The sequence below is a fragment of the Nocardia sp. NPDC058058 genome (assembly GCF_042885355.1).
Classification (GTDB): domain Bacteria; phylum Actinomycetota; class Actinomycetes; order Mycobacteriales; family Mycobacteriaceae; genus Nocardia.
On record NZ_JBHVSA010000004.1, the window covers coordinates 1,004,034 to 1,024,607 of the forward strand.

The 20,574-nt window shown below is 66.6% G+C and carries 19 protein-coding genes; 10 read left to right on the forward strand and 9 right to left on the reverse strand.

Features of this window, described 5'->3' with window-relative positions:
- Window positions 1-71: 71 nt before the first annotated feature.
- On the forward strand, window positions 72-527 hold the full coding sequence (locus ACFVUS_RS35690; RefSeq protein ID WP_387776961.1) for a T6SS immunity protein Tdi1 domain-containing protein: 456 nt from the start codon (window positions 72-74) through the stop codon (window positions 525-527).
- Here the strand turns inward: ACFVUS_RS35690 and ACFVUS_RS35695 are convergent.
- The 6 genes from ACFVUS_RS35695 to ACFVUS_RS35720 form a co-directional block, all read right to left on the reverse strand.
- Window positions 524-2,497 (reverse strand): molybdopterin-dependent oxidoreductase, encoded by a 1,974-nt coding sequence (locus tag ACFVUS_RS35695; RefSeq protein ID WP_387776964.1) that lies wholly within the window; start codon window positions 2,495-2,497, stop codon window positions 524-526. The two genes, ACFVUS_RS35690 and ACFVUS_RS35695, sit on opposite strands and share 4 nt — an antisense overlap.
- Window positions 2,498-2,529: 32 nt before the next feature.
- Entirely contained in the window at window positions 2,530-4,017 is a 1,488-nt protein-coding gene (locus ACFVUS_RS35700; RefSeq protein ID WP_387776967.1) for an AIM24 family protein, read from the reverse strand.
- Window positions 4,018-4,083: 66 nt separating this feature from the next.
- On the reverse strand, window positions 4,084-5,679 hold the full coding sequence (locus ACFVUS_RS35705; RefSeq protein WP_387776970.1) for a regulator: 1,596 nt from the start codon (window positions 5,677-5,679) through the stop codon (window positions 4,084-4,086).
- A 12-nt stretch (window positions 5,680-5,691) separates the two neighbouring features.
- Entirely contained in the window at window positions 5,692-6,399 is a 708-nt protein-coding gene (locus ACFVUS_RS35710) for a cysteine hydrolase family protein (RefSeq protein ID WP_387776973.1), read from the reverse strand.
- Window positions 6,396-7,784, reverse strand: a complete 1,389-nt coding sequence (locus ACFVUS_RS35715) for an allophanate hydrolase (RefSeq protein ID WP_387776976.1) — start codon at window positions 7,782-7,784, stop codon at window positions 6,396-6,398. The genes ACFVUS_RS35710 and ACFVUS_RS35715 overlap by 4 nt, the downstream gene beginning before the upstream one ends.
- Window positions 7,785-7,849: 65 nt before the next feature.
- On the reverse strand, window positions 7,850-8,326 hold the full coding sequence (locus ACFVUS_RS35720) for a MarR family winged helix-turn-helix transcriptional regulator (protein WP_387776979.1): 477 nt from the start codon (window positions 8,324-8,326) through the stop codon (window positions 7,850-7,852).
- Between the two features lie 82 nt (window positions 8,327-8,408).
- Between ACFVUS_RS35720 and ACFVUS_RS35725 the strand changes: the two genes are divergently transcribed.
- Window positions 8,409-9,638 (forward strand): FAD-dependent oxidoreductase, encoded by a 1,230-nt coding sequence (locus ACFVUS_RS35725; RefSeq protein WP_387776982.1) that lies wholly within the window; start codon window positions 8,409-8,411, stop codon window positions 9,636-9,638.
- A 130-nt stretch (window positions 9,639-9,768) separates the two neighbouring features.
- Complete coding sequence (locus tag ACFVUS_RS35730) at window positions 9,769-10,749, forward strand: M48 family metalloprotease (protein WP_387776985.1); 981 nt, start codon at window positions 9,769-9,771, stop codon at window positions 10,747-10,749.
- A gap of 24 nt (window positions 10,750-10,773) precedes the next feature.
- Here the strand turns inward: ACFVUS_RS35730 and ACFVUS_RS35735 are convergent, their stop codons facing one another.
- The gene (locus ACFVUS_RS35735; protein ID WP_387776988.1) at window positions 10,774-11,379 is read right to left on the reverse strand and encodes a DNA-binding response regulator; all 606 of its coding nucleotides are present in this window, start codon (window positions 11,377-11,379) and stop codon (window positions 10,774-10,776) included.
- A 77-nt stretch (window positions 11,380-11,456) separates the two neighbouring features.
- Here ACFVUS_RS35735 and ACFVUS_RS35740 point away from each other — a divergent pair, with 77 nt between their 5' ends.
- From ACFVUS_RS35740 to ACFVUS_RS35755, 4 genes are read left to right on the forward strand one after another with little or no spacing between them, the layout of a single operon-like run.
- Window positions 11,457-13,319, forward strand: a complete 1,863-nt coding sequence (locus ACFVUS_RS35740; protein WP_387776991.1) for a histidine kinase — start codon at window positions 11,457-11,459, stop codon at window positions 13,317-13,319.
- 16 nt (window positions 13,320-13,335) lie between these two features.
- Window positions 13,336-13,626 (forward strand): hypothetical protein, encoded by a 291-nt coding sequence (locus ACFVUS_RS35745; protein WP_375966179.1) that lies wholly within the window; start codon window positions 13,336-13,338, stop codon window positions 13,624-13,626.
- Entirely contained in the window at window positions 13,623-14,162 is a 540-nt protein-coding gene (locus tag ACFVUS_RS35750) for a DoxX family protein (protein ID WP_387776994.1), read from the forward strand. The genes ACFVUS_RS35745 and ACFVUS_RS35750 overlap by 4 nt, the downstream gene beginning before the upstream one ends.
- Before the next feature lie 39 nt (window positions 14,163-14,201).
- Entirely contained in the window at window positions 14,202-15,428 is a 1,227-nt protein-coding gene (locus tag ACFVUS_RS35755; protein WP_387776997.1) for a DUF3754 domain-containing protein, read from the forward strand.
- A gap of 29 nt (window positions 15,429-15,457) precedes the next feature.
- Here ACFVUS_RS35755 and ACFVUS_RS35760 read toward each other — a convergent pair whose 3' ends face one another.
- Window positions 15,458-16,699: an acyl-CoA dehydrogenase family protein gene (locus tag ACFVUS_RS35760; protein WP_387777000.1), complete on the reverse strand. Its 1,242-nt coding sequence runs from the start codon at window positions 16,697-16,699 to the stop codon at window positions 15,458-15,460.
- 27 nt (window positions 16,700-16,726) lie between these two features.
- The gene (locus ACFVUS_RS35765; RefSeq protein WP_387777003.1) at window positions 16,727-18,121 is read right to left on the reverse strand and encodes an acyl-CoA dehydrogenase family protein; all 1,395 of its coding nucleotides are present in this window, start codon (window positions 18,119-18,121) and stop codon (window positions 16,727-16,729) included.
- A gap of 233 nt (window positions 18,122-18,354) precedes the next feature.
- On the opposite strand from ACFVUS_RS35765, the gene ACFVUS_RS35770 reads away from it, so the two are divergent.
- The 3 genes from ACFVUS_RS35770 (at window position 18,355) to ACFVUS_RS35780 (ending at window position 20,521) form a co-directional block, all read left to right on the forward strand.
- Complete coding sequence (locus tag ACFVUS_RS35770; protein ID WP_387777006.1) at window positions 18,355-18,645, forward strand: hypothetical protein; 291 nt, start codon at window positions 18,355-18,357, stop codon at window positions 18,643-18,645.
- Window positions 18,646-18,751: 106 nt separating this feature from the next.
- Window positions 18,752-20,182, forward strand: a complete 1,431-nt coding sequence (locus ACFVUS_RS35775) for a glycosyltransferase family 39 protein (RefSeq protein ID WP_387777009.1) — start codon at window positions 18,752-18,754, stop codon at window positions 20,180-20,182.
- Between the two features lie 114 nt (window positions 20,183-20,296).
- On the forward strand, window positions 20,297-20,521 hold the full coding sequence (locus tag ACFVUS_RS35780; RefSeq protein WP_387777012.1) for a hypothetical protein: 225 nt from the start codon (window positions 20,297-20,299) through the stop codon (window positions 20,519-20,521).
- The last annotated feature ends 53 nt before the right edge of the window (window positions 20,522-20,574 follow it).

Sequence of the window (20,574 nt, forward strand, 5' to 3'; positions counted from 1 at the left end):
GGGCCGCCTCGGCCGATCACCGGGCTCCCGCGCGTGGATGTGATCGTGGGGGTGAGATGTAGTGTGCCGGTGTGGAACTGATCAAATCCTTCACGCCCGAACAGTTCGGCGACGCGCTGAGTTCCTGGGCGTGGATCGGGCTCGCGGACAAGACGCCGCTGTTCACCTCGGTCTTCGGCGATGTGTTCTTGGGCGGGGATGACGGCGTGTGGTGGCTCGATACCGTCGAAGGTGAGCTCACCCGCGAATGGGACACCCTCGATGACCTCGAAGCCGAGCTGAATACCGCTGCGGGACAGGAGAAGTACCTGCTCGCCGAACTCGCGGCCGAACTCCGCGAGCGCGGGCTGGTGCCGGGGGCGGATGAGGTCTACGACTTCTCGCATCCGCTGGTGCTCGGTGGCGAGCTGGAGGCCGAGAATGTCGATGTCACCGATATGGTGGTGAGTCTGCACATTCTCGGGCAGATCCACGATCAGGTGCGCAAGATTCCGCCCGGGGCCTCGGTCAATATCCAGTTCTCCTAAGCGATTTCGGCGGCGACCGTGATCCGCACCCGGTTGTCGTGGAATACCGCGCCGCCACCGAAGTCCGAATCACGTTCGGCGACGGTGGCATTCACGGTCGCACCGCCGGAATACTTGGCCCAGCGGCCCTTGGGGGTGGCGGCGACACCGGGGCGGACCCGATCGGAGACCTCCGCGATTGCCTGGAACGAACCGCGCTCATTGGCCACGGTGATCGGATCGCCGTCCGTGATGCCGCGGGCGGCGGCATCGTCCGGATGCAGGATCACCGTCGGATCGCCCGCGCGGCGGCGCAATTCGGGGTTGTTCCCGAAGGTGGTGTTCAGGAAGTAGTGCGAGGCCGCCGAGATCAGCACCAGTCCGTCGCCGGGATCGGCGGGCGGGATGTACGCCGGTAGCGGGTCATGACCCGCCATCGCGGCGCGGTCGGAGACGAAGCGCACCTTGTCGACGGGGACCGGGCGCGGCGATACCTTCAGGAAGCCCTCGCGGCGCAGGCGGTCGATGTCATGGCCCTTCAGCAGCTGTGCGGCCAGCTCCTCATCGGAGTCGTAGAGCGCGGGCTCGGTGAGGTTCATGCGCTGCGCGAGCTGCCGGAAAGTCTCGGTGGTGGAGAGGCATTCACCCGGCGGCGCGACCGCCGGTTCATTCCACACCAGATACAGATTGCCGTACGCGGCCAGCACGTCGAGATGTTCGGGCTGCATGGTGGCGGGCAGCACGATATCGGCGTAGTCCACGGTATCGGTCGGAAAGTGTTCCAGCACAACGGTGAACAGATCCTCGCGGGCCAGTCCGCGCCGCACGCCCGCCTGATCGGGATTGGATCCGACCGGATTCGCGGCGATCACGAACAGCGCCTTGACCGGTGGTCCATCGGTCTCCGACAGTCCTTCGCCGAGCCGGGTCATGGACAGCGTGCGCACCGGATGCGGCAGCAGATCGAAACGCACCAGACCGGCGGTGTTCAGATCGAAATGCCCGCTCGTCGAATAGTGCAGTCCGCCACCGGGAATCGCCCAGTCGCCGGTGACGCCCGGCAGGCAGGCCAGTGCCCGCAGCGCCATGCCGCCGCCCGCGTGCCGCTGCATACCCTGTGAGGCGCGAATGGCGGTGGGACGGGTGCGGGCGATGCGCTCACCCAGCGCGACAATCCGCTCCACCGGCAACCCGGTGATCTGCGCGACCCGCTCCGGGGTGAATTCGGCTATCCGCGTGCGGAATTCGTCCCAGCCCACGGTGTGCTCGGCGATGAACGTGTCATCCTGCGCGCCCATCGACACGATGACATGCATGAGCCCCAGCGCCAGCGCCGCATCGGTGCCCGGCAGCGGTGCGAGATGCTCATCGCAGCGCTCGGCGGTGCGCGAACGCACCGGATCGATGGCGACGGTGTACGCCCCGCTGTCCTGAATGAACTTCCAGCCGTGATGCCCCGAACTCAGCGGATTGGTGCCCCACAGCAGAATCAACTTCGAATGGACGAAATCCTCCGGATCCATTCCACCGGAAGTCCCCAGCGTGTACTTCACCCCCAGCGTCCCCGCCACCGAGCAGATCGTCGGATCATGCAGTGACGCGCCCAGCACATTGAAGAACCGCCGCCCCGAAAACCCTTCCAGCCCTTGGATATACCCGAGGCTCCCGGTCCCGTGAAACGGCCAGATCGCCTCCCCGCCGTGTTCGGCGACCACACCGTTCAGCCGCGTGGCGATCTCGTCGAGCGCCTCATCCCAGGTGATCCGCTCGAACCGCCCCTCACCCTTGCGCCCGACCCGCCGCATCGGAAAGGTGATCCGCTCATCGGACTTCAACTGCTCCAGATACCGATTCACCTTCACACACAGCGCACCCCTGGTGACCGGATGCGCCTTGTTCCCCCGCAACCCGACCGCGACGCCATCCTCGACGTCCACCACCCAGGAGCAGCCATCCGGGCAATCCAGCGGGCAAGCACCGAGCACCTTCATCCCATGATTCTAGGTGGGATGCTCCCGGGTGATCAGCCGAGGATGCCGCCCAGCAGGCCGCCGCTCTGGCCGGCTTCCTGGCCGCCGCCGGTGCCGCCGATGAGGCCGCCGGGCGGGAGTTCGGAGGGTTGGACGATGACGAAGCCGCGGCCGGAGAAGGACAGGGTCATGCCCTCGCCGGTGCTGCGGCCGATGAGGCGGCTGAAGCCCATGGAGTCATTGCGCTTGATGCCGGTTTGCAGGCTGGAGGACCAGGCGACGGCGGCCTGCGGGTCGGCGTAGGTGGGCTGGTCGACATTGAGGACGACGGGGGAGCCGTGCGTGGTGATGGCGATGCGGCCGCGACCGGTGAAGACGCAGTTGAACAGGCCCGCGTTGCTGGCGAAACCCGCTGCGCCCTGGACCATTTTGATGTTGTAGGTCAGCGTCGGATCGAAGGCGAGCACATTCGCGCCGTTGATGGTGAGACCGTCGGTGCCGTCCAGGTCGACGGTGTGCACATCGGCCGCGCCATTGGCCAGGAACAGGTCACCGCGTCCGGTGACCTTCATGAGCGGTACGCCCTCACCGGTCAGCCGCTGCTGGATGGCACGGCCGATACCGCCGGAGCCGAGCGCCTTGAATTGCAGATCGCCCTGGTAGGCGACCATGGATCCGGCCCGCGCCATCACCTCCCCATTGACGGCGACCTTGATCATCTTCCCGCCCTGCTTCTGAATACCGATGCCATTGACCTCGGCATGACGGGGATCGAACAGTTCGCTCTGCATGGGCTGGGCTCCTTGCGAAAAGGCGGGTGCGGCCGGCGCGGAGTAAGCCGGCGACGGTGAATGAGGTTGCGGGGCAGCGGGCGGGGGAGGCGGCGGGCTGTACTGCCCGGGCGCGGGAGGCGGCGCGAATTGCGTTGGCGGCGGGCTGTATTGGCCCTGCGGCGATGCGCTCGGGGGCCGCGGCGGCGGCGCGGACGGGTACTGGCCGGGCGGCGTGGCGACCGCTTGCGCGCTGGGCGGCGCGGGCGCGGGCTCATCGTCGATATTCACGCCGAACGCTTCGGCGATACCGGCGAGGCCGTTGTCGTAGCCCTGTCCTACGGCCCGCACTTTCCATGCCCCGCCGCGGCGGTAGATCTCCACGCACACGACGGCGGTCTCGGTGCTGAGCCCGGACATGGGGAAGGTCAAGGACCCTGAATCGGAGCCGATGGTCGCGGTGAGGGTGCCGACCCCGGCGAAGGTGGCGGGGCCGCTGCCGTCCAGGCTGGCGGTGACCACCACCTTGTCCACCTTCGCGGGCACCTCGCCGGTCCGCACATCGACCATGTCACCGCGCCCGGCCCCGTGCCGATAGGTGACTCCGGGGCCCGCGGGCTGGTTGAAGAACACGAAATCGGCGTCGGACCGCACTTTTCCGTCGGTGCCCAGCAGCAGCGCCGAGACGTCGAGCGCGGCCGAACCGGCGACGGTGACCGTCAAGCGCTCCCCGGGTGCGGGGCGGTTCTCTCCTCGAGCAAGCGTGCTCACGACAGCCCACCCCCAACTGGCATCAGCTTCACAGCACCGAGTGTGCCCCGCACCCGCCCCTTCGCGCTACGTGGATTCCGCTTCCGCCGTGTCGAGCGTGTCGGGTGCGGGCTCCTGACTCGGCTTGGGCAGGAACGCGCAGGCCAGGCAGACGAGTCCGAAGAACAGGTAACCCAGTGCCACCTTCGGCGCGGCCGCCCAGCCGACCTCGGACGCGTGGATGAGTCCGATGAACGCCAGCCCCGCACCCACCACCGACGCGACAGCCGCTGCGCGGAAACGCTTTTCGAGAATGAACGTCACCATGGTGCCGAGCACCAGACCGGCGAGCACCGCACCGGATCCGAGCGTTTTCAATCCGTCGTAGACCACGCCCGCCTGTCCCAGCGCCGCTTCGCCGACCTTGTCCGCGGTGGTACCGGCCGCGCTGAGCGCGTTGTCGATCTGTCCCACACCCCATTCCGCGAGATTGGGCAGCAGCGCCGCCACCACCGCCACCGCGTGCAGGCGCGGCACCGCCTGGAAGGCCTGCGCACCGATCAGCAGGCCGATGTACAGCAGAATCGGGACGATCGCGGGAATCGGCAGAATGGTGGCCAGCACCCCGAAAAGGCCGAGGAAGCACATCAATCCGATAATCGCGCCGCTGGCGAGGGAGTATCCGGTGCGGCCGCCCGCGTCCTTCCAGCCGGGATGCCCGATGTACACCGCGGGCGGGAACGGCGATCCGAACCCGGAGCCGATGATCGCGCCGAAGCCGTCGGCCAGCAGCACGCTGCGCAGGTTGTAGTTATCGCCGGCGGCCGCCGCGCTCTCCACATTGCTCATGGCTTCGGTGAAGTTGTAGACGCCCAAGGGAATTGCCGTCGCGAGCAGCGGTGCGAGATTGCCCAGTCCGTCGAAGAGCAGATGCAGCCGCAGATCCGGCAGGCCCAGCGCGATATTGTGCGCGGCGGCGGAGACGTCCGGTACCGACATATAGCCGCCGATCCAGCCGATCGCCGTACCGACGAGCAGCGCCACCAGGCCGATCGGCACATTGCCCGGCAGCTTCACATCGGTGAAGAAGCCGATCAGGATGATCGCCAGCACCGGCAGTCCGATCCAGGCCGCCTCCCACATCTGCGCGGCGGGCCGCATGGCGATGAAGGTGATCGAAATACCCGCGAGGGTGCCCAGCATGGCCGCGCGCGGGGTGATCTTGCGAATGAACGGCCCGACGAACGCCCCGATCATCACGATGACGCCGATCATGAACGCCCAGGCCAGACCGGCCGACCAGGCCTTCATCGGATCATTGGTCTTCAGATAGATGGGCAGCATGACCACGAAGACCACGATGAACATATGCGGCACGCTCGGCCCGTAGGGCAGCGCCGTCACCGTATCGCGGTCCTCGCGGCGGGCCAGCCGCCGTGCCAGCAGCATGTAGTAGAGATTGCCCAGCACCAGCGCCACACCCAGCGCGGGCAGCACCGTGCCGAGCACATCACCGCTCGGAATCTTCACCACCGCAATGGAAAGCGTGGTCAGGGTCAGGACATTGACGAGAATATTGAACGACAACCCGAAGAAGGCATTGGTATCGCCGCGCGTCCACCAGGGCAGTGAAAGTGGTGCGGCGGAACCGGTTTCGTCAGGGAGCTTGGTATCGACGGACATGCTGGTTCCTGTTCACTGAGCGCTGGCGTGCGATGGAGCCGAAGTGCTGGCGTCGAGAGCGCCGATGACGGCGGCCGAATCGGCCACCCAGCCGAAGATGCCGCCCTGCGCGGCGATCATCTCCAGCCCGACTCGCTGGAATTCCGGGAAATACGAACCGACGCAGTCGGAGACGACCAGGCATTCGAATCCGCGATCATTGGCCTCGCGCACGGTCGTGTGCACGCACACCTCGGTGGTGACCCCGGTGACCAGCAGCGAGGTGATGCCCTTGGCCGCCAGCACATCCGAGAGTTCGGTGGCGTAGAACGCGCCCTTACCGGGTTTGTCGATCACCACCTCGCCCGCGAGCGGCGCGAGTTCATCGACGATGTCGTGCCCGTACTCACCGCGCACCAGAATGCGCCCGAACGCGCCCGGATCACCGATGCGTTGTGAGGGACTGCCCCGCAACAACTTCGCCGGTGGGCAGTCGGACAGATCGGGGAGATGTCCCTCCCTGGTATGGATCACGGGGATTCCGGCCGCGCGGGCGGCGGCGATCAACGCGGCCAGCGGTTCGATGACGGTGCGCAGCAGGGCCACGTCATTGCCCAGGCTCTCGCCGAACCCGCCGGGTAGCAGGAAGTCGCGCTGCATATCGATGACGAGCAGCGCCAGCGCGCCCGGTTCGAAGGAGTATTCGGTCGGCCGCGCCGAAATGTGTTGAACTGCCGTCATCTTCGTTCTCTCTCTGCGAGCCGGACTTCCGAATGCGCCACCAGCGGGCGCGGCTCGTCGAGGATGCGGGCGGCCGCCGCGAGCACCGTGTCATCGGCCAGCGCGGGTCCGAAGACCATGGCCGAGAGCGGGCGGCCATCCGCGGTCATGCCCACGGGCACGGCGATCGCGGTGAGGTCCAGCAGGTTTCCGAAATGGGTGTAGTGACCCAGCACGGTATTGGCGGCGATCGGATCGGCCAGCACCTGTGGCACCGTGAAGGTGGTGCCGATGGTGGGTACGACCATGACATCGAAATCCGTCCACATGCGGGACACCGCGGCCTTGAGCTCCTGAAGGCGCTGCTGGGCGCGGAAGACATCCACGGCGTTGAATCGGAAACCGCCGGTGAGGATTTCGCGGATCACCGGCAGGATGGAATCGGGGTGTTCGGCGAGGAAGGTCTCGAACTCCACCAGCCGCTCGGCCACCCACGGTCCCTGGTACAGCAGTTCGCCCGCGTCCAGGAACGGACGCAGTGTGGTTGGCGTGCAGTCGAATCCGAGGCGGGCGAGGCGATCGCGCATCCCCAGGTGCGCGTGTCGGAACACCTCGTCGCCGAAGAATTCGAGTTCGTCCTCGGCGGGCAGTCCGACCCGAATCCGCTTGCCGTCGAAGCGTTCCCCGCGCTCGCGGCTCCACGGATCGGCCGGGTCCACGCCCGCGATCACCTCGAAGACGCGGTCCAGATCCTCGATCCGGGTGCCCATCAGTGTCAGGCAGTCCAACGATTTGCAGGCAGGCACCAGACCGACCGTGCTGATCAGCCCGCGCGAGGGCTTCCACCCCACAATCCCGTTGAGCGCGGCCGGAACTCGGCCCGAACCGGCGGTATCGGTGGCGACACAGAATGGCACCTCGCCCAGCGCCACTGCCCGGGCCGAGCCCGAACTGGAGCCGCCCGAGATGAGATCCCCGCCGAATACGCTGCGGGGGATCGGATACGGCGTCCGGGTGCCGTTCAGTCCGGTCGCGAACTGATCGAGGTTGGTCTTGCCGACGAACAGCGCCCCGGCGTCGAGTAGCCGTTGTACGGCGGGCGCGGTTTCGGTTGCGGTATAGGCGAAGTCGGGGCAGGCGAGCGTGGTGGGCCAGCCCGCCACATCGATGCTGTCCTTGACCCCGAACGGCACCCCGTACAGCGGTAGCGTCCGCGCGCCCGGTCGCTGTTCGATCTCCGCGGCGGCGGCGAGCAGCTGTTCCCGGGGCACCGGCGTGATCCAGGTGCCGTCATCTCCGCGCGCGGCGATGGCGTCGGCCACCCGCGCGGCCGTGTGTATCGGTGACCCGCTACCACTTTCGTGCGATGCCAGAATCTCCGCGACGGTGGGTCCAGGGTGCGACATGCGTCGATTGTCGGCACCGTGTGTGAAGCGGAAAGCCTCCGAATGTATCGGCTGTGTTAGCGCCCTCAGCGAATGGCTCTGGGCAGCTCTGCGATTCGGGTGCGATGGCGAATTTGCAGGTCCCGGCTGCGCCGCAGGAATTCCAGCACGGTGTTGAGCTGCTCGGCCGAGTATTCGGACAGCTCTGCCGCACCCTCGGTCGCGATGGGGCCGTAGATCTCCCACGCCTTCGCCTGGGCGGCTGGGGTGCTGCGAATCAGTACCTTGCGGCGGTCGCCGTCCTCGCGATGGCGTTCCACGTATCCGGCCTTGGTGAGCCGGTCCACCACGGTGGTGACGCTGCCGCTGGTGAGTCCGAGTTCGATGGCGAGCTGACCGGGCGTGGCCTCACCGCGCATGAGGACTTCGAGGCAGCGCAGGTCGGTTCGGTTGACCCCGAGGACGGCCGCGGCGGCCTCGTCGACGCCGTCGACCGCGGCCTGTAGCGCCTGAGACTCCTGTCCGACCTGCGCACGCAGGGTTTCCATATTTTCTCTTGACATTCAAGAACCTCGATCGTCAAACTAATATTGTCTTGATAATCAAGATACATCACAGCCGAGGAAGCTCATGAGGAGACATACCGTGAAGAAAGCACTGATCATCGGCGGCGGTATCGCGGGACCGGTCACGGCCATGGCATTGCAGCGCGCCGGTATCGAAGCCGTTGTCTGCGAGGCGTACGAGGACGCGGCGGCCGAACAACTGGGGGCGTACCTGACCGTCGCGGTGAACGGGCTGGCCGCGTTGTCCCTGATCGACGCGCACGAGCTGGTGCAGGCGACCGGACATCCCACCGGGACGCTGTCGTTCGCCACCGCGCGCGGTAAGCACATCGCCGATATGCCGATCGGTGGCATGCTGCCCGACGGCACCGTCACGCACAGCGTCAAGCGGCGCGATCTGTACCGGGCGCTCAATGCCGAGGCCGAGCGGCGGGGGATTCGCTATGAATTCGGGAGGCGCCTGGTCGATGCCGTCGAAATCCCCGGCGGCGGTGTGCGCGCGACCTTCGCCGACGGCGGCACCCTGGACGCCGATCTGCTCATCGGGGCAGACGGAATCCGTTCCCGCACTCGGGAAATCATCGACCCGACCGCACCGCAGGCCAACTACCTCGGCATCTACGGTCTCGGCGGATTCGTGAACGATCCGGAGCAGCACGCCGAACTGGCGCTCGAACCGGGCATCTACAACATGATCTTCGGCAGGGAAGTGTTCTTCGGCTATCTGGTCGCGCCCACCGGGGAGATCTGGTGGTTCGCCAATGTGCCGCACACCCGGGAGCTTTCGAAATCCGAGCTGTCCGGAACCGATATCGCGCACTGGCGTGCTGAGCTGACGCGCCTGCTCGCCGCGGACCGCACCCCGGCCGCCCGCATCGTGGCCGCCACCCCGGACGAGACCTTCGTCCCCGCCTTCAATCAGTACGACATGCCCTCGGTAGCCAAGTGGCACAACGATTCCATGGTCATCATCGGCGACGCCGCGCACGCCGTCGCTTCCTCCTCCGGCCAGGGCGTCTCCATGGCCGTCGAAGACGCCATCGTCCTGGCCACCTGCCTGCGCGATATCCCCGAAACCGCCGCCGCCCTCACCGAATTCGAACACCGCCGCCGCGAGCGCGTCGAACGCGTCGTCGCCCACGGCGCGGAAACCAGCGGCGACAAGGCCACCAACGGCATCTCCCGCTGGCTTGTCCGCATGCTCACCCCCTTCTTCCTGCGCCGCGCCGCCAAGGGCGGTGTCGGCCACCTGAATTGGATGTTCGACCACCGCGTCGACTGGGAACCGGCTGACGCATCCGCCCGCTAGGGGTCGCTGGCGCGATCGTGAATAGCTGTCTCGGCCAGAGGAATCGGGGGCTACATCGCCGCGCGGAGGGTTCGTATCGTTGCAGAACACCTCCTGCTACCGGCGTTGCGCCTGACGGAGACCGATTCGCATGACCCCAGCTGCCGCGTCCGCGGCATCCGAATACCGACTCACCGGCCGCTTTCGTCTGGAAGCGATGCTCCTGCCGTTCGCCCGGCTGATCGTGGCCCTGCCGTGGGCTGTCGCGAACGTGGTGATTCTTCGAAGTCTCGTGGTGCTGGTTGGTCTGTGGGCGGCCATCGCGGTCGTGGTGGTCCGGGTGCTGGCCTGGCTGTTCATGCGGGTGTTCACCTGGGTGCTGCCGGATGACGAAAGCCGCCTGCGTTCGATTCGCGAACACCCGGATGAGGCGGTGTATCCGGCGGAGTTCGAGGGTCCCCTCGCGACGCTGATCGCGGCTCGTCGCGATGTGCTGCACGCGGCGGGCATGCCCGAATCCCGGCTGCGGTTGATGGTGCGGGACCAATCCCAACTACGCGGGACGCGTGCACACTCGCATGCGCATCGCATGGTCGTGGTGTCGACACAGGCTATCCGCGATCTGCCACCACTCCAATTGCGGGCCGTTGTCGCGCACGAATTCGGTCATCACGTGATCGGCGGGTGGACTCTGAACGCCATCGAAACACTCTGCGCGACCACGACTCTCAAGATCTTCGCCGGTCCGATGAAGTTGCTGATCGAGACGTTGCCGCGTCGGGAGCGATGGACCGCGTACCACGCCTTGGTTCTGCTGCTCGCGTTTCCAATCCCTTTCGTCCCCCTGGTAGCGCTCATGATTCCGGCCATCGATATCCGGTACGCGTGCATCCTGGCCATAATTTGTGACCTGCAGCTCTTTCCGATGATGTGGCTCAGCTGGCGGGAGGAGTATTTGGCAGACAAGGTGGTCGCCGATCTCGGCTACGGCCCGCCGCTCCGAGAAATGCTGTCGGCCTTCACCAGACGCTACGATTCGCGATTCACAGTGCTGCACCCATCCACCGCCGCTCGCATCGCGCGGATCAGCAGGCGTATCGAGCAGGGGGAGGCCGCCACCCATCCGCGCTGACGAATCTCGCTCGAGGAATGCGGATTACAGCCAGCCCGACGCGGTGGCGATGCGGACGGCGTCGACTTTGTTGCGGGCCTGTAGTTTCGTGACGGCCGAGGCGAGGTAATTGCGGACGGTGCCGTAGGTGAGGTTGAGGTGGGCGGCTATTTCGCGGGGGTCCGCGCCTGCGGAAAAGCTGCGCAGGACATCGGTTTCGCGGTCGGTGAGGGGGGAGTCGGGGGTGCGCAGGGCGGTGAAGGCCAGATCGGGGTCGAGGATGTGGCCGCCCGCCGCGACCGTGCGGACCGCCGCGAGCAATGCTTGCCGGGGGGTGTCCTTGAGGACGAAACCCCTGACACCGATCTCCATGGCGCGCTTGAGGTGTCGCGGGTTGGACAGGGCGGTGAGGATCAGGACCGGGCAGGCGGGGTAGCGGACGGCGAGGTCGGCGGCGGCGGTCAGGCCGTCCACGCCGGGGAGGTCGATATCCACGATGCAGAGGTCGGCCTGTTCCGCCAAAGCGGTGTCCACGATCGCCTCACCGCGATCGAGGGCGGCGACGACCCGGATATCGTCTTCCAATTCCAGGGCGGCGACCAGGGTGTCGCGCAGTAGCCGCATATCCTCGGCAACCAGCACTCTCAGCACGAAAACCCGCTCCTCACCGCAGGTTCGGTGCGGTATCGCGGTTGCCCGAACGGCTGCTCTGATATGCAATCATCGGCGTGGCACTACTACCGCGATCGACCGGGTATCTGTTTCTGGCGGTCTTCACGCTGTCGGTACTCGTCGGCGGCGCGGATCCGGTCATGGTGCTCTGCTGTGCGGTGCAGGCCGGACTGCTGGTGCTGGCCCAGCGCCGCCCGGGCAGCCGGGGATGGGTGCTGCCGGTTCAGCTCGCGCTGACCTGCCTGCCGATACTCCTGGTCGGCGGCAGCGGGGTCAATCAGGGGTTCCTGCTCGCCGCCACCGTGCTGTGGTGTGTGCCGAATCGACTGCGCTGGCAGGCATTCTGCCTGGTCGCGGCGAGCGCCGGTATCGCACACCAGGATTGGCGCGACGGCTGGACCGGCTACCTGTACGGCGTGCTCACCACGGCGGCCGTCGGCATCGTCATGTACAGCCTGCTGCGGTTACCGGAACTGGTCGATCGGCTCGTCACCACGCGGGGCGAATTGGAGCGGATCACGCTGGCCCGTGAGCGATTACAGGTCGCGCGCCGATTGCGGGCCGCGCTCGGCGATCAACTCGATATCGTCATCGACTGGTTGCGGGCCGCGCAGCGTGATCTGGAATCCGACCCGGAAGCCGCGCGGCAGGCAGCCACCCGGGTGGCCCGGGTGACCCGCGGCATGACCCAGACCGTGCGGGAAACCGCCGACGAACACCATCGCTTCCACACCCCGCCGGTGGATATCGATCCGGTCGCCCGATTCGCGCCGCGGCTGACCCAGGCCGCGCTGGTCATGAGCCTGATCGCCTGGACCGTCGATCAGACCCTGGAGGCCACGGACTATCGCATCGCGATCGCGGTGGGCGGCACGGCCATGTCGAGTCTGCTACTGGCGCAACTGCGCTGGCCGCGGCACGCCACGCCGCTGCTGGCGCTCCAGGCGGTCATCACCCTGCTGCCACTGCCCTGGCTGGGGGCGTCCTGGTGCGTATGGCTGATCCTGCTCGCCACCGCGGTGCTGCTCAGCGTGCCCGGGCTGTGGGCGCTGGGCATCGCGGCCGGATTGATCGCGCTGCGGGCCGTGTACACCGAAGCCGCGACCGATCTGACCAGCCGGGCGGGCTGGGTATTCCTTGCCGCGCAGGCCGTACTGGTGCTGTTCGGGCTGTCCCGGTTCCTGCAACTGTCCGAGCAGTTGAATCGGTCGCGCGCCGAACTCATGCGAATCACCCTGCACGTGGAGCGATTACGGGTCTCCCGGGATATGCACGATCTGCTCGGGCTCACGCTGTCGGTGCTCGCGCTCAAGAGCGATCTCATCACCGAACTCATCACCCGGAACCCGAGCCGGGCCGCGATCGAGATCGGGGAGTCGATGCGCATCGCGGCCGACGCGCGGACCGAGGCGGGCGCCATGGTCGAGGATCTGCCCGGGATCTCACTGCATCGCGAACTGCGGTCCGCCAGAAGGGCACTCGCGGACGGCGACGTGGCGGTGCATATCGAGTCCGATGCCGGGCTGCCGGGGCGGGCGGGTGCGCTGCTGGTGCCGGTGCTGCGCGAGGCGGTCACCAATATTCTCCGGCATAGCGCCGCCACCCGCGCGGAGATCTCGTGTGGACAACGAGATGCCGGGTTGCACTTGAGCATTCGCAATGACGGGGTCGGCGCGCAGCCGTCCCGCGACGGGCAGGGCCTGCGCAATATGCGCGCCCGGGTGCTCGACGCGGGCGGGCGCTTCACCGGTTCGGTGCGCGATGGCGAGTTCGTGCTCACCGCATGGGTTCCCATCTGCGAATATGCAGATTGCACAACCGATACGCCCGCGGTTGCACCCGCGATCGGTGCGGCTGGGCACTACTCGCCGGATCGGCCCGATGTGACGCTTTCCCTGTCAGAAAGACCACCCGAATAGAGCAAGGAACGACATCATGCCGGTCGTCAGGATTCACCACTACCGCGTCGAGGCCGCCGACTTCGACGCCATGCTGGCCCAGCGCAGCATCCTCATCGACGGGATTCGCCGTAATAACCCGGGGCTGACCGAAACTCGGCTCACCCGCCTCGAAGACGGCAGCTACGCCGACACCTGGCGCTGGGACTCCGCCGAGCAGATGCTCACGGCAATCGGTGCCTCCCAGGGCTTTCCGTTGGTCGGTGCGACCATGGCGCTGACCGTCGACGCCACCGTCGAGACCGGCGAGATCGTGGACGAGCGATGAGCACACAGACACGATCCAGTGCGGCGGCCCAGAACGCGGGCGCCCCGGTGTACACCGCGCCCGCGAGTCGCGTTGGCGCGCTGATCAATACGTACGCGGGCACGACCACGGCCGAACGCGCCAAGTTCGCCGCCTTCGTCGTCACCAGCGGCGTCGTCCTCACCGAATCGGTCGTCGGCTCCTACTGGGATCTGGCCCGCGTCCCGTACGTGCGGGACACCTTCGACGACCTGCACTACCCGATGTACTTCGCGACGATTCTCGGCACCGCCAAACTGCTCGCGGTGGGCGCGGTGGTCGCACCCGGCTTCCCGCGCCTGAAGGAATGGGCTTACGCCGGACTGGTTTTCGTCTACGCGGGTGCGGCCGCCTCGCACCTGGCCGTCGGCGATCCGGCTCCGCGCTGGATCAGTCCACTGGTCTTCACCGCGTTGACGCTGACCTCGTGGGCACTGCGCGCCCCCGCGCAGCGCGATCCCAAGCCGCTGCCGGGAGCCCTGCGCACCCTGCTTCGGCGACCCGTGTCCGGCACCTAAGGTGAACTCCGACGGGCCCGCCCGTCGGAAGGAGCACCGATGGAGGCCGAACATTTCCTGCCGTTCCGCAAGAGCGCGGTAATCGCGCTCTGCGCGAACGAGGTACCCGCTGCGGAACGGGAATCCTTCCTGGAGTTCGCCCGCCTGCTCGCCGCGCTGGTGCACCAGCGCTACCACCTGCGCGGCGATGCGGTGCTCGACGCGTATCAGGTATTGGATCCGGCGGCGGACGAGCGGTCCGTGCACGCCGCGACAACCGCGGATTACATTGTGGCCCAGCAGGTCCTGGAGCGTGAACTGGTCGCGCTCGCCGAGGCCGCCGACTTCACCCGGATCGGCGGCGCGGAGATCCGCCGGGCCTTCGCCGAGCATTCCCTGGTCAAGGTGCGGTTGGCGGTCGACGAACAGGATCTCGACACCGCGCTGTTCTTCCGTCGCGGCGTCTCCCAGCGCACCGAAAAGGTGAAGTGGCTGTTCGGATTACGCCGTCGTGCCATCGAATTCACTTGCTATTCCAAGGTTCTCGTCTACATACCGCGCCTGGGTGGCGAGGTGGTGTTGAAGCTGTTCCGAGATGTCCCGCGCAACGATCTCGAAATGCTCTACCCCTATGTCCGGGTCGGCATGCGCCCCCTGGACAAGCTCCTGATCGGCGTGCCCGCGATGATCTCCGGAATCATCGTCATAGCAACGAAACTCATCGCCGCCCTGGCCCCGGTCCTGTTGCTGCTGGCCTTCTGGGCCGGTCTCCGCCAGGAGTCCGTCCAACTCGACCAAACCGCCCTCATCAGCCTGGCCGCCGGTGCGGGAGCCTTCGGCGGCTACCTCTTCCGCCAGTTCTCCAAATTCAAGAACCGCAAGATCAAACTCCTCAAAACCCTCTCCGAACACCTCTACTTCCGCACCCTCGACAACGGCGCGGGCGTCTTCCACCACCTCCTGGACGCCGCCGAGGAAGCCGACCTCAAACAAACCCTCCTCACCTACCACTTCCTCAACACCGCCCCCCACCCCCAAACCCCCGCCGACCTAGACAAATCAGTCGAATCCTGGTTCCAATCCCGCTGGAACACCACCTTCGACTTCCAATCACCCGACGGCCTGACCGCCCTGAAAACCCTCAACCTCATCACCGAACCCACCCCCGGCACCTACACCGCCGTCCCCCTCCCCGAAGCCATCACCCACCTGAACAACCACTGGGACAACATCTTCCGCCCAACCCCCACCCCCCGAAAACGAAAAACCGGCGCGGCCCCAAACTAGGACCACACCGGTTTCCGCAGTGCCAGAACTTACTTCAGCTTGTCGCTACCCAGGTTCAGGACGCGGCGAGCCACAATCAGCTGCTGGATCTGCTGGGTGCCTTCGAAGATGTCGAGGATCTTCGAGTCGCGGCCCCACTTTTCCAGGAGGGTGCGCTGGGAGTAGCCCGTCGCGCCGGCGAGTTCGACGGCCTTGAGGGTTACGTCGGTGCCCATGCGGCCGGCCTTGGCCTTGGACATGGAGGCTTCCAAGGAGTTCGGCTTCTTGTTGTCGGCCATCCAGGCGGCGCGCAGCGACAGCAGGTAGGCGGACTCCCAGTCGGCTTCCATGCGGATGAATTCCGCGGCGGCGGCGTGCTGGTTGTTGGCGGGCTTGTCGTAGTCGATCTCGATGCCGGCGTCGGAGAGGACCTTGCGGAGCTCTTCGAGGGCGGCGCGGCCGACGCCGACGGCCATGGCGGCCACGAGGGGGCGGGTGTTGTCGAACGTCTGCATGACGCCCGCGAAACCCTTCTCCACGTTGACTTCCGGGCTGCCGAGGATGTTGTCCTTCGGAATGCGGCAATCCTCGAAACGGATCTCCGCGGTGTCCGAGGCCTTGATACCGAGCTTGTGCTCGAGGCGGGACACGGTCAGGCCCTTGGCATCACGCGGCACCACGAACGACTTGATGGCGGCGCGGCCCAGCGACTTGTCGACCGAGGCCCACACCACGATGTGGGTGGCGCGCGAACCGGCGGTCACGAAGATCTTGGTGCCGTTGAGGACCCATTCGTCACCGTCGAGGGTGGCGGTGGTGGACACCGCGGCCGAGTCCGAGCCGAAGGACGGTTCGGTGATGGCCATGGCGGCCCACACCTTGCCGAAACGCTGCAGCTGCTCATCGGTGGCGACCGCCGCGATGGCGGCATTGCCCAGGCCCTGGTAGGGGATCGAGAGCATCAGGCCCGCATCGCCCCAGCAGGTCTCCAGGGCGTTCAGCAGCGCGGACATATTGCCGCCGTTGCTGTTTCCGAGCAGTTCGGTGGCGTGCACATCCGGCTCGGCCTCGCCCTCACCCTTGGCCTTGCGGCCGCCGGTGGCGCCGGAGATGTCCTGCGTGCCCGAATCGGACAGGCCCTCGATCATGGCGGCCATGGTGTCGAGCTCGGTGGGGTACTCGTGCTCGGCGAGGTCGTACTTGCGCGAAGCCGGGCGGAAGATCTCCGCGGCAACCTGGTGGGCCTGGTTGGCGCTGGCCCGCAGCTTCTTGGGGAGTTCGAGATTGATCATGAGTTGTCTCTCCGTTGAGAAGTCGGGTCAGAGAAGGACGACGCCCTCGGCAACGCCGATGGCACGAAGATCGCGGTACCAGCGCTCCACCGGGTGCTCCTTGGTGAAACCGTGACCGCCGAGCAGCTGCACACCGTCCAGGCCGATCTGCATGCCCTTCTCGGTCGCCAGCTTCTTGGCCAGCGCGGCCTCGCGAGCGAACGACAGGCCCTGCTCCGCGCGCGACGCACCCCGCAGCGTCACGAGACGGAGACCGTCGAGCTCGATGGCCATATTGGCGACCATGAAGGCCACCGCCTGGCGATGCGCGATCGGCTCGCCGAACGCCTCGCGCTCCTTCACGTACGGAATCACGTAGTCCAGCACGGCCTGACCGGTGCCGACCGCCAGCGAGGCCCAGCCCAGGCGGGACAGGCGCACGGCATCGGCGTAATCCTCGGAGCGCTGGGCGGTTTCGGCATCACCGAGCAGCGCGTTGGTGGACACGGCGACATTGTCGAGAATCAGGCGACCCAGGCCCGCGGCGCGCAGACCCATCGAAGGATCGGCCTCCACGACCACACCCTGCGTGTCCGACTCCACGATGAAGAAAGCCGGACGACCGTCGAGTTCGGCTGCCACGATGAACAATTCGGCATCACCCGCGGCCGGAACCAGGCTCTTCACACCGTTCAGACGGTAACCGCTGGGCGAGCGGGTGGCCTTGGTCTTGAGCGCGAACGGATCGAAGAGCGCCTGCGGCTCGGAGATGACGACCGATGCCTGCGGCACATTCTCACCGGCGAACGAACCCAGGTAGGTCTTCTGCTGCGCGTCGGTGCCCCACTGGGACAGCGCGACGGCCACACCGCTCGGCGCGAGCAGCGGCAGCGCCAGACCCATGTCACCGTGCGCGAGCGCCTCGGCCACAAGAGCATTGGTGACCGCGCCACGCTCGGCGGCCGCGCCCTCGAACTCCTCGGGCACATTGATCAGCGTGATGCCCAGCTCGGACGCGCGCTCGAGCAGATCGCGCGGGGCCTTGGCGGCATTGTCGGCGTCATAGGCGGCCGGGCGCAGGATCTCGCCGGCGAAGTCGCGGACCGTCTCGACGATCATCTGCTGATCGTCGGTCGGGGTCAGATCGAAGTAGTCCTTCTTCTTGGACTCGTTGGCGGGCAAGCGCTTCGGAGCGCCACCACCGGATACCTTCTCGAAGACGCGGGTCGCGGCGCCGAGGCTGCGGAAACCGGTCTTGGTGCCCTCGTACGTCAGCCGTTCGATGGGCTTGCGCAGGTTGTACTTCTCCGCGAGTTCGGACCCCGTGATGGTCGTCATGACCCGCATCGCAGCGCCCATCCAGTCGCGCTTGACCGGGTTCAGGCCTACGGCGGAAGTATCCGGACGTCGCGTCTTTGCGGTGTCTCGAGTGCTCATAATCACCAGTTTTCTTGAGTGTGGAGGGTGATCCTGCCCAGCAATCTTACTCCAGAGTAAGACTATCTTACTTCAGAGTAAGAACTGACGTCGAGGCTTGTCGAATCGGCTGGTCAGCGCGGTGGTTTCGCAAGTCTCCAATGCGCCATGGCCAATAGTGAAACAAACGTCATTCAAAAGGTCTACGAGTGGGCTACGGTGTCGGCGCACCCTTGCACCCCATATGGAGGTCTCCCTAAATGAAAACGCTGGTAGGTACCACCGGCGCGATAGCGATCGCACTGTTCATCGCCGCGGCCCCGAGCGCGTCCGCAGAAGGCATCCCGCTCCAGGACATCGGCACCGTCACCGAAGGCGGCATCGATACCGGCTCCGGCAACGGTAATGGCGGCAACGGCGGCAGTGGCTCCGCCGCCGGATTCGGTTCGGTCCAGATCGGAAACGGCGGCTCCAGCGCCGCCGGCACCGGCTCGGGCCAGATCAACACCGGGTCGGGCAACTCCGGCTCCGGCTTCAGCCCGTTCGGCTGACCGCACCACCTCCCGGCGTCGGGACCGCAGCCCCGCGTCGGGTTCGCATGGTAAACGGGTGCGCTGAATCCATCCGGCGTTCATCGCCGTTTGACACGCTGGCCGAATGTACTGGGTGGCGGGCATTTTCGCGGCGATCCTGCTCGGCTGCGCGGATCGGTACGGATACCACCGCGACGAGATGTACTTCCTGGCCGCGGGACGGCGGCTGGACTGGGGATACGCCGACCAACCGCCGCTGGTGCCGCTGATCGCACGCGGCATCTCCTCGATCGACCCCAATTCACTGATACTGCTGCGTGTTCCGGCGATTCTCGCGACATCGGCCGTGGTGCTCTGCGCGGGCTGGATGGCCCGCGAACTCGGCGGCGGGCGGGTCGCGCAGACCCTGTCTACGGCGGCGGTCGCCGCTTCGGCGCTGGTCATGGCGGCCGGACATCAGCTCGGCACAACGGTTTTCGACCTGGCCATCTGGTGCGGGCTCACGCTGCTCGTAATGCGGTTGCTGCGCACGGACTTCCAGCCGCACCGATGGCTGCCGATCGGTGCACTGGCGGGAATCGGCCTGCAGGACAAGGCACTGATGGCGATTCCGCTGGTGGTGCTGGCCCTGTCGCTCGCCCTGGCAGGACCTCGAAAGATATTCGCCACCAGGTACTTCGCGCTGGCCATCGGCATCGCCGGAGTACTGGTGCTGCCCTACCTGTGGTGGCAGGGGAGCAATGGCTGGCCGCAGTGGGAGCTGAGCCGTTCCATCGCGGGCGGATCCTCCGGCACCTCGAACTCGCCGCTCGCCTTCGTGCTGCTGCAATTCGGGCTGATGGGCCCATTGCTGGTGCCGCTGTGGATATTCGGCCTCTACCGGCTGAGCCGGGATATCCGGTATCACGCGTTCGCGCTCACCTACGCGCTACTCTTCCTGATTTTCACCCTCACCGGCGGCAAGGCGTACTACCTCGGTGGGATGTACCCGCTCCTGCTCGCGGCCGGAGCGGTGGGACTGGCGCCGAAGCTCCGCGATCACCGAATGCGCGCCGCCGCCGTCGCTTTCGCGGTGGCCGTGAACGCCGCCGTCTCGGCCGTGCTGTTCCTGCCGATCCTCCCGATCTCGGACCTGCCCGATTCCCCGGTGCTCGCGGTCAACTACGACGCGGGCGAGACCATCGGCTGGCCGGCCTTCGTACGCCGGATCGCCGACGCCCGTTCCCGTTTCGCCCCGGACGCGGACATTCTCACAGCCAACTACGGTGAGGCGGCGGCCATCGAGCGGTTCGGCCCCGCCTACGGCCTCCCCGTGCCGCACAGTGCACACAACGCCTACTGGTGGTGGGGTCCACCCGCCGAGGGGCGCCCGGTGCTCACCGTCGGCCTGAATCCGGGGCGTCTCGCCCGGCTGTGCACCACTCCGGAGTTGGTCGGGCGGATCGACAATGGTGTTGGTATCGACAATGACGAGCAGGGTCGGAGCCTATATCTCTGCCGCTCGGTTCTGCTGCCCTGGCGCGACACCTGGCCCACCCTGCGCATGCTCGGATAGTTCCGGGGCCGGGGAATTCGGGGCTTTGCGAAATCTTTACGTTTCACTATCTTTCGAGTCGGCAGAGCAAGACTCACCAGATAAGGACTCGAGATGAAGCGTTCAATTGCCGGGATGGCTGTAGCCGGTGCACTGTTCATGCCGATTCAGGTCGGGGTGGCCGCGGCGCAGTCCCCGGTCGGCACTCCGGTCGCGACTTCCGGCTCGTCCGGTTCCTCGGAGATCGGGTGCACCTCCAATACCGATCCGACGTGCTCGCCCATCGTCAAGGCGCTGGTCGGCCTGCTGTCGGGGTCGTCAACCGGTTCCAGTAAGGGCGGCGGTGCGCCCAACGCCTGAGGTCGGGACCTATCCGAATGGGTTGCGGCTCCGAATTTGTTGATATGACACGT

Excerpts from the sequence above, each read along its gene's own strand:
- ACFVUS_RS35705 (WP_387776970.1), bottom strand. The coding sequence starts at position 5,679 with ATGTCCGTCGATACCAAGCTCCCTGACGAAACCGGTTCCGCCGCACCA.
- ACFVUS_RS35775 (WP_387777009.1), top strand. The coding sequence starts at position 18,752 with ATGTACTGGGTGGCGGGCATTTTCGCGGCGATCCTGCTCGGCTGCGCG.
- ACFVUS_RS35745 (WP_375966179.1), top strand. The coding sequence starts at position 13,336 with ATGCCGGTCGTCAGGATTCACCACTACCGCGTCGAGGCCGCCGACTTC.
- ACFVUS_RS35770 (WP_387777006.1), top strand. The coding sequence starts at position 18,355 with ATGAAAACGCTGGTAGGTACCACCGGCGCGATAGCGATCGCACTGTTC.
- ACFVUS_RS35720 (WP_387776979.1), bottom strand. The coding sequence starts at position 8,326 with ATGTCAAGAGAAAATATGGAAACCCTGCGTGCGCAGGTCGGACAGGAG.
- ACFVUS_RS35730 (WP_387776985.1), top strand. The coding sequence starts at position 9,769 with ATGACCCCAGCTGCCGCGTCCGCGGCATCCGAATACCGACTCACCGGC.
- ACFVUS_RS35780 (WP_387777012.1), top strand. The coding sequence starts at position 20,297 with ATGGCTGTAGCCGGTGCACTGTTCATGCCGATTCAGGTCGGGGTGGCC.
- ACFVUS_RS35750 (WP_387776994.1), top strand. The coding sequence starts at position 13,623 with ATGAGCACACAGACACGATCCAGTGCGGCGGCCCAGAACGCGGGCGCC.
- ACFVUS_RS35760 (WP_387777000.1), bottom strand. The coding sequence starts at position 16,699 with ATGATCAATCTCGAACTCCCCAAGAAGCTGCGGGCCAGCGCCAACCAG.
- ACFVUS_RS35710 (WP_387776973.1), bottom strand. The coding sequence starts at position 6,399 with ATGACGGCAGTTCAACACATTTCGGCGCGGCCGACCGAATACTCCTTC.
- ACFVUS_RS35695 (WP_387776964.1), bottom strand. The coding sequence starts at position 2,497 with ATGAAGGTGCTCGGTGCTTGCCCGCTGGATTGCCCGGATGGCTGCTCC.
- ACFVUS_RS35755 (WP_387776997.1), top strand. The coding sequence starts at position 14,202 with ATGGAGGCCGAACATTTCCTGCCGTTCCGCAAGAGCGCGGTAATCGCG.
- ACFVUS_RS35715 (WP_387776976.1), bottom strand. The coding sequence starts at position 7,784 with ATGTCGCACCCTGGACCCACCGTCGCGGAGATTCTGGCATCGCACGAA.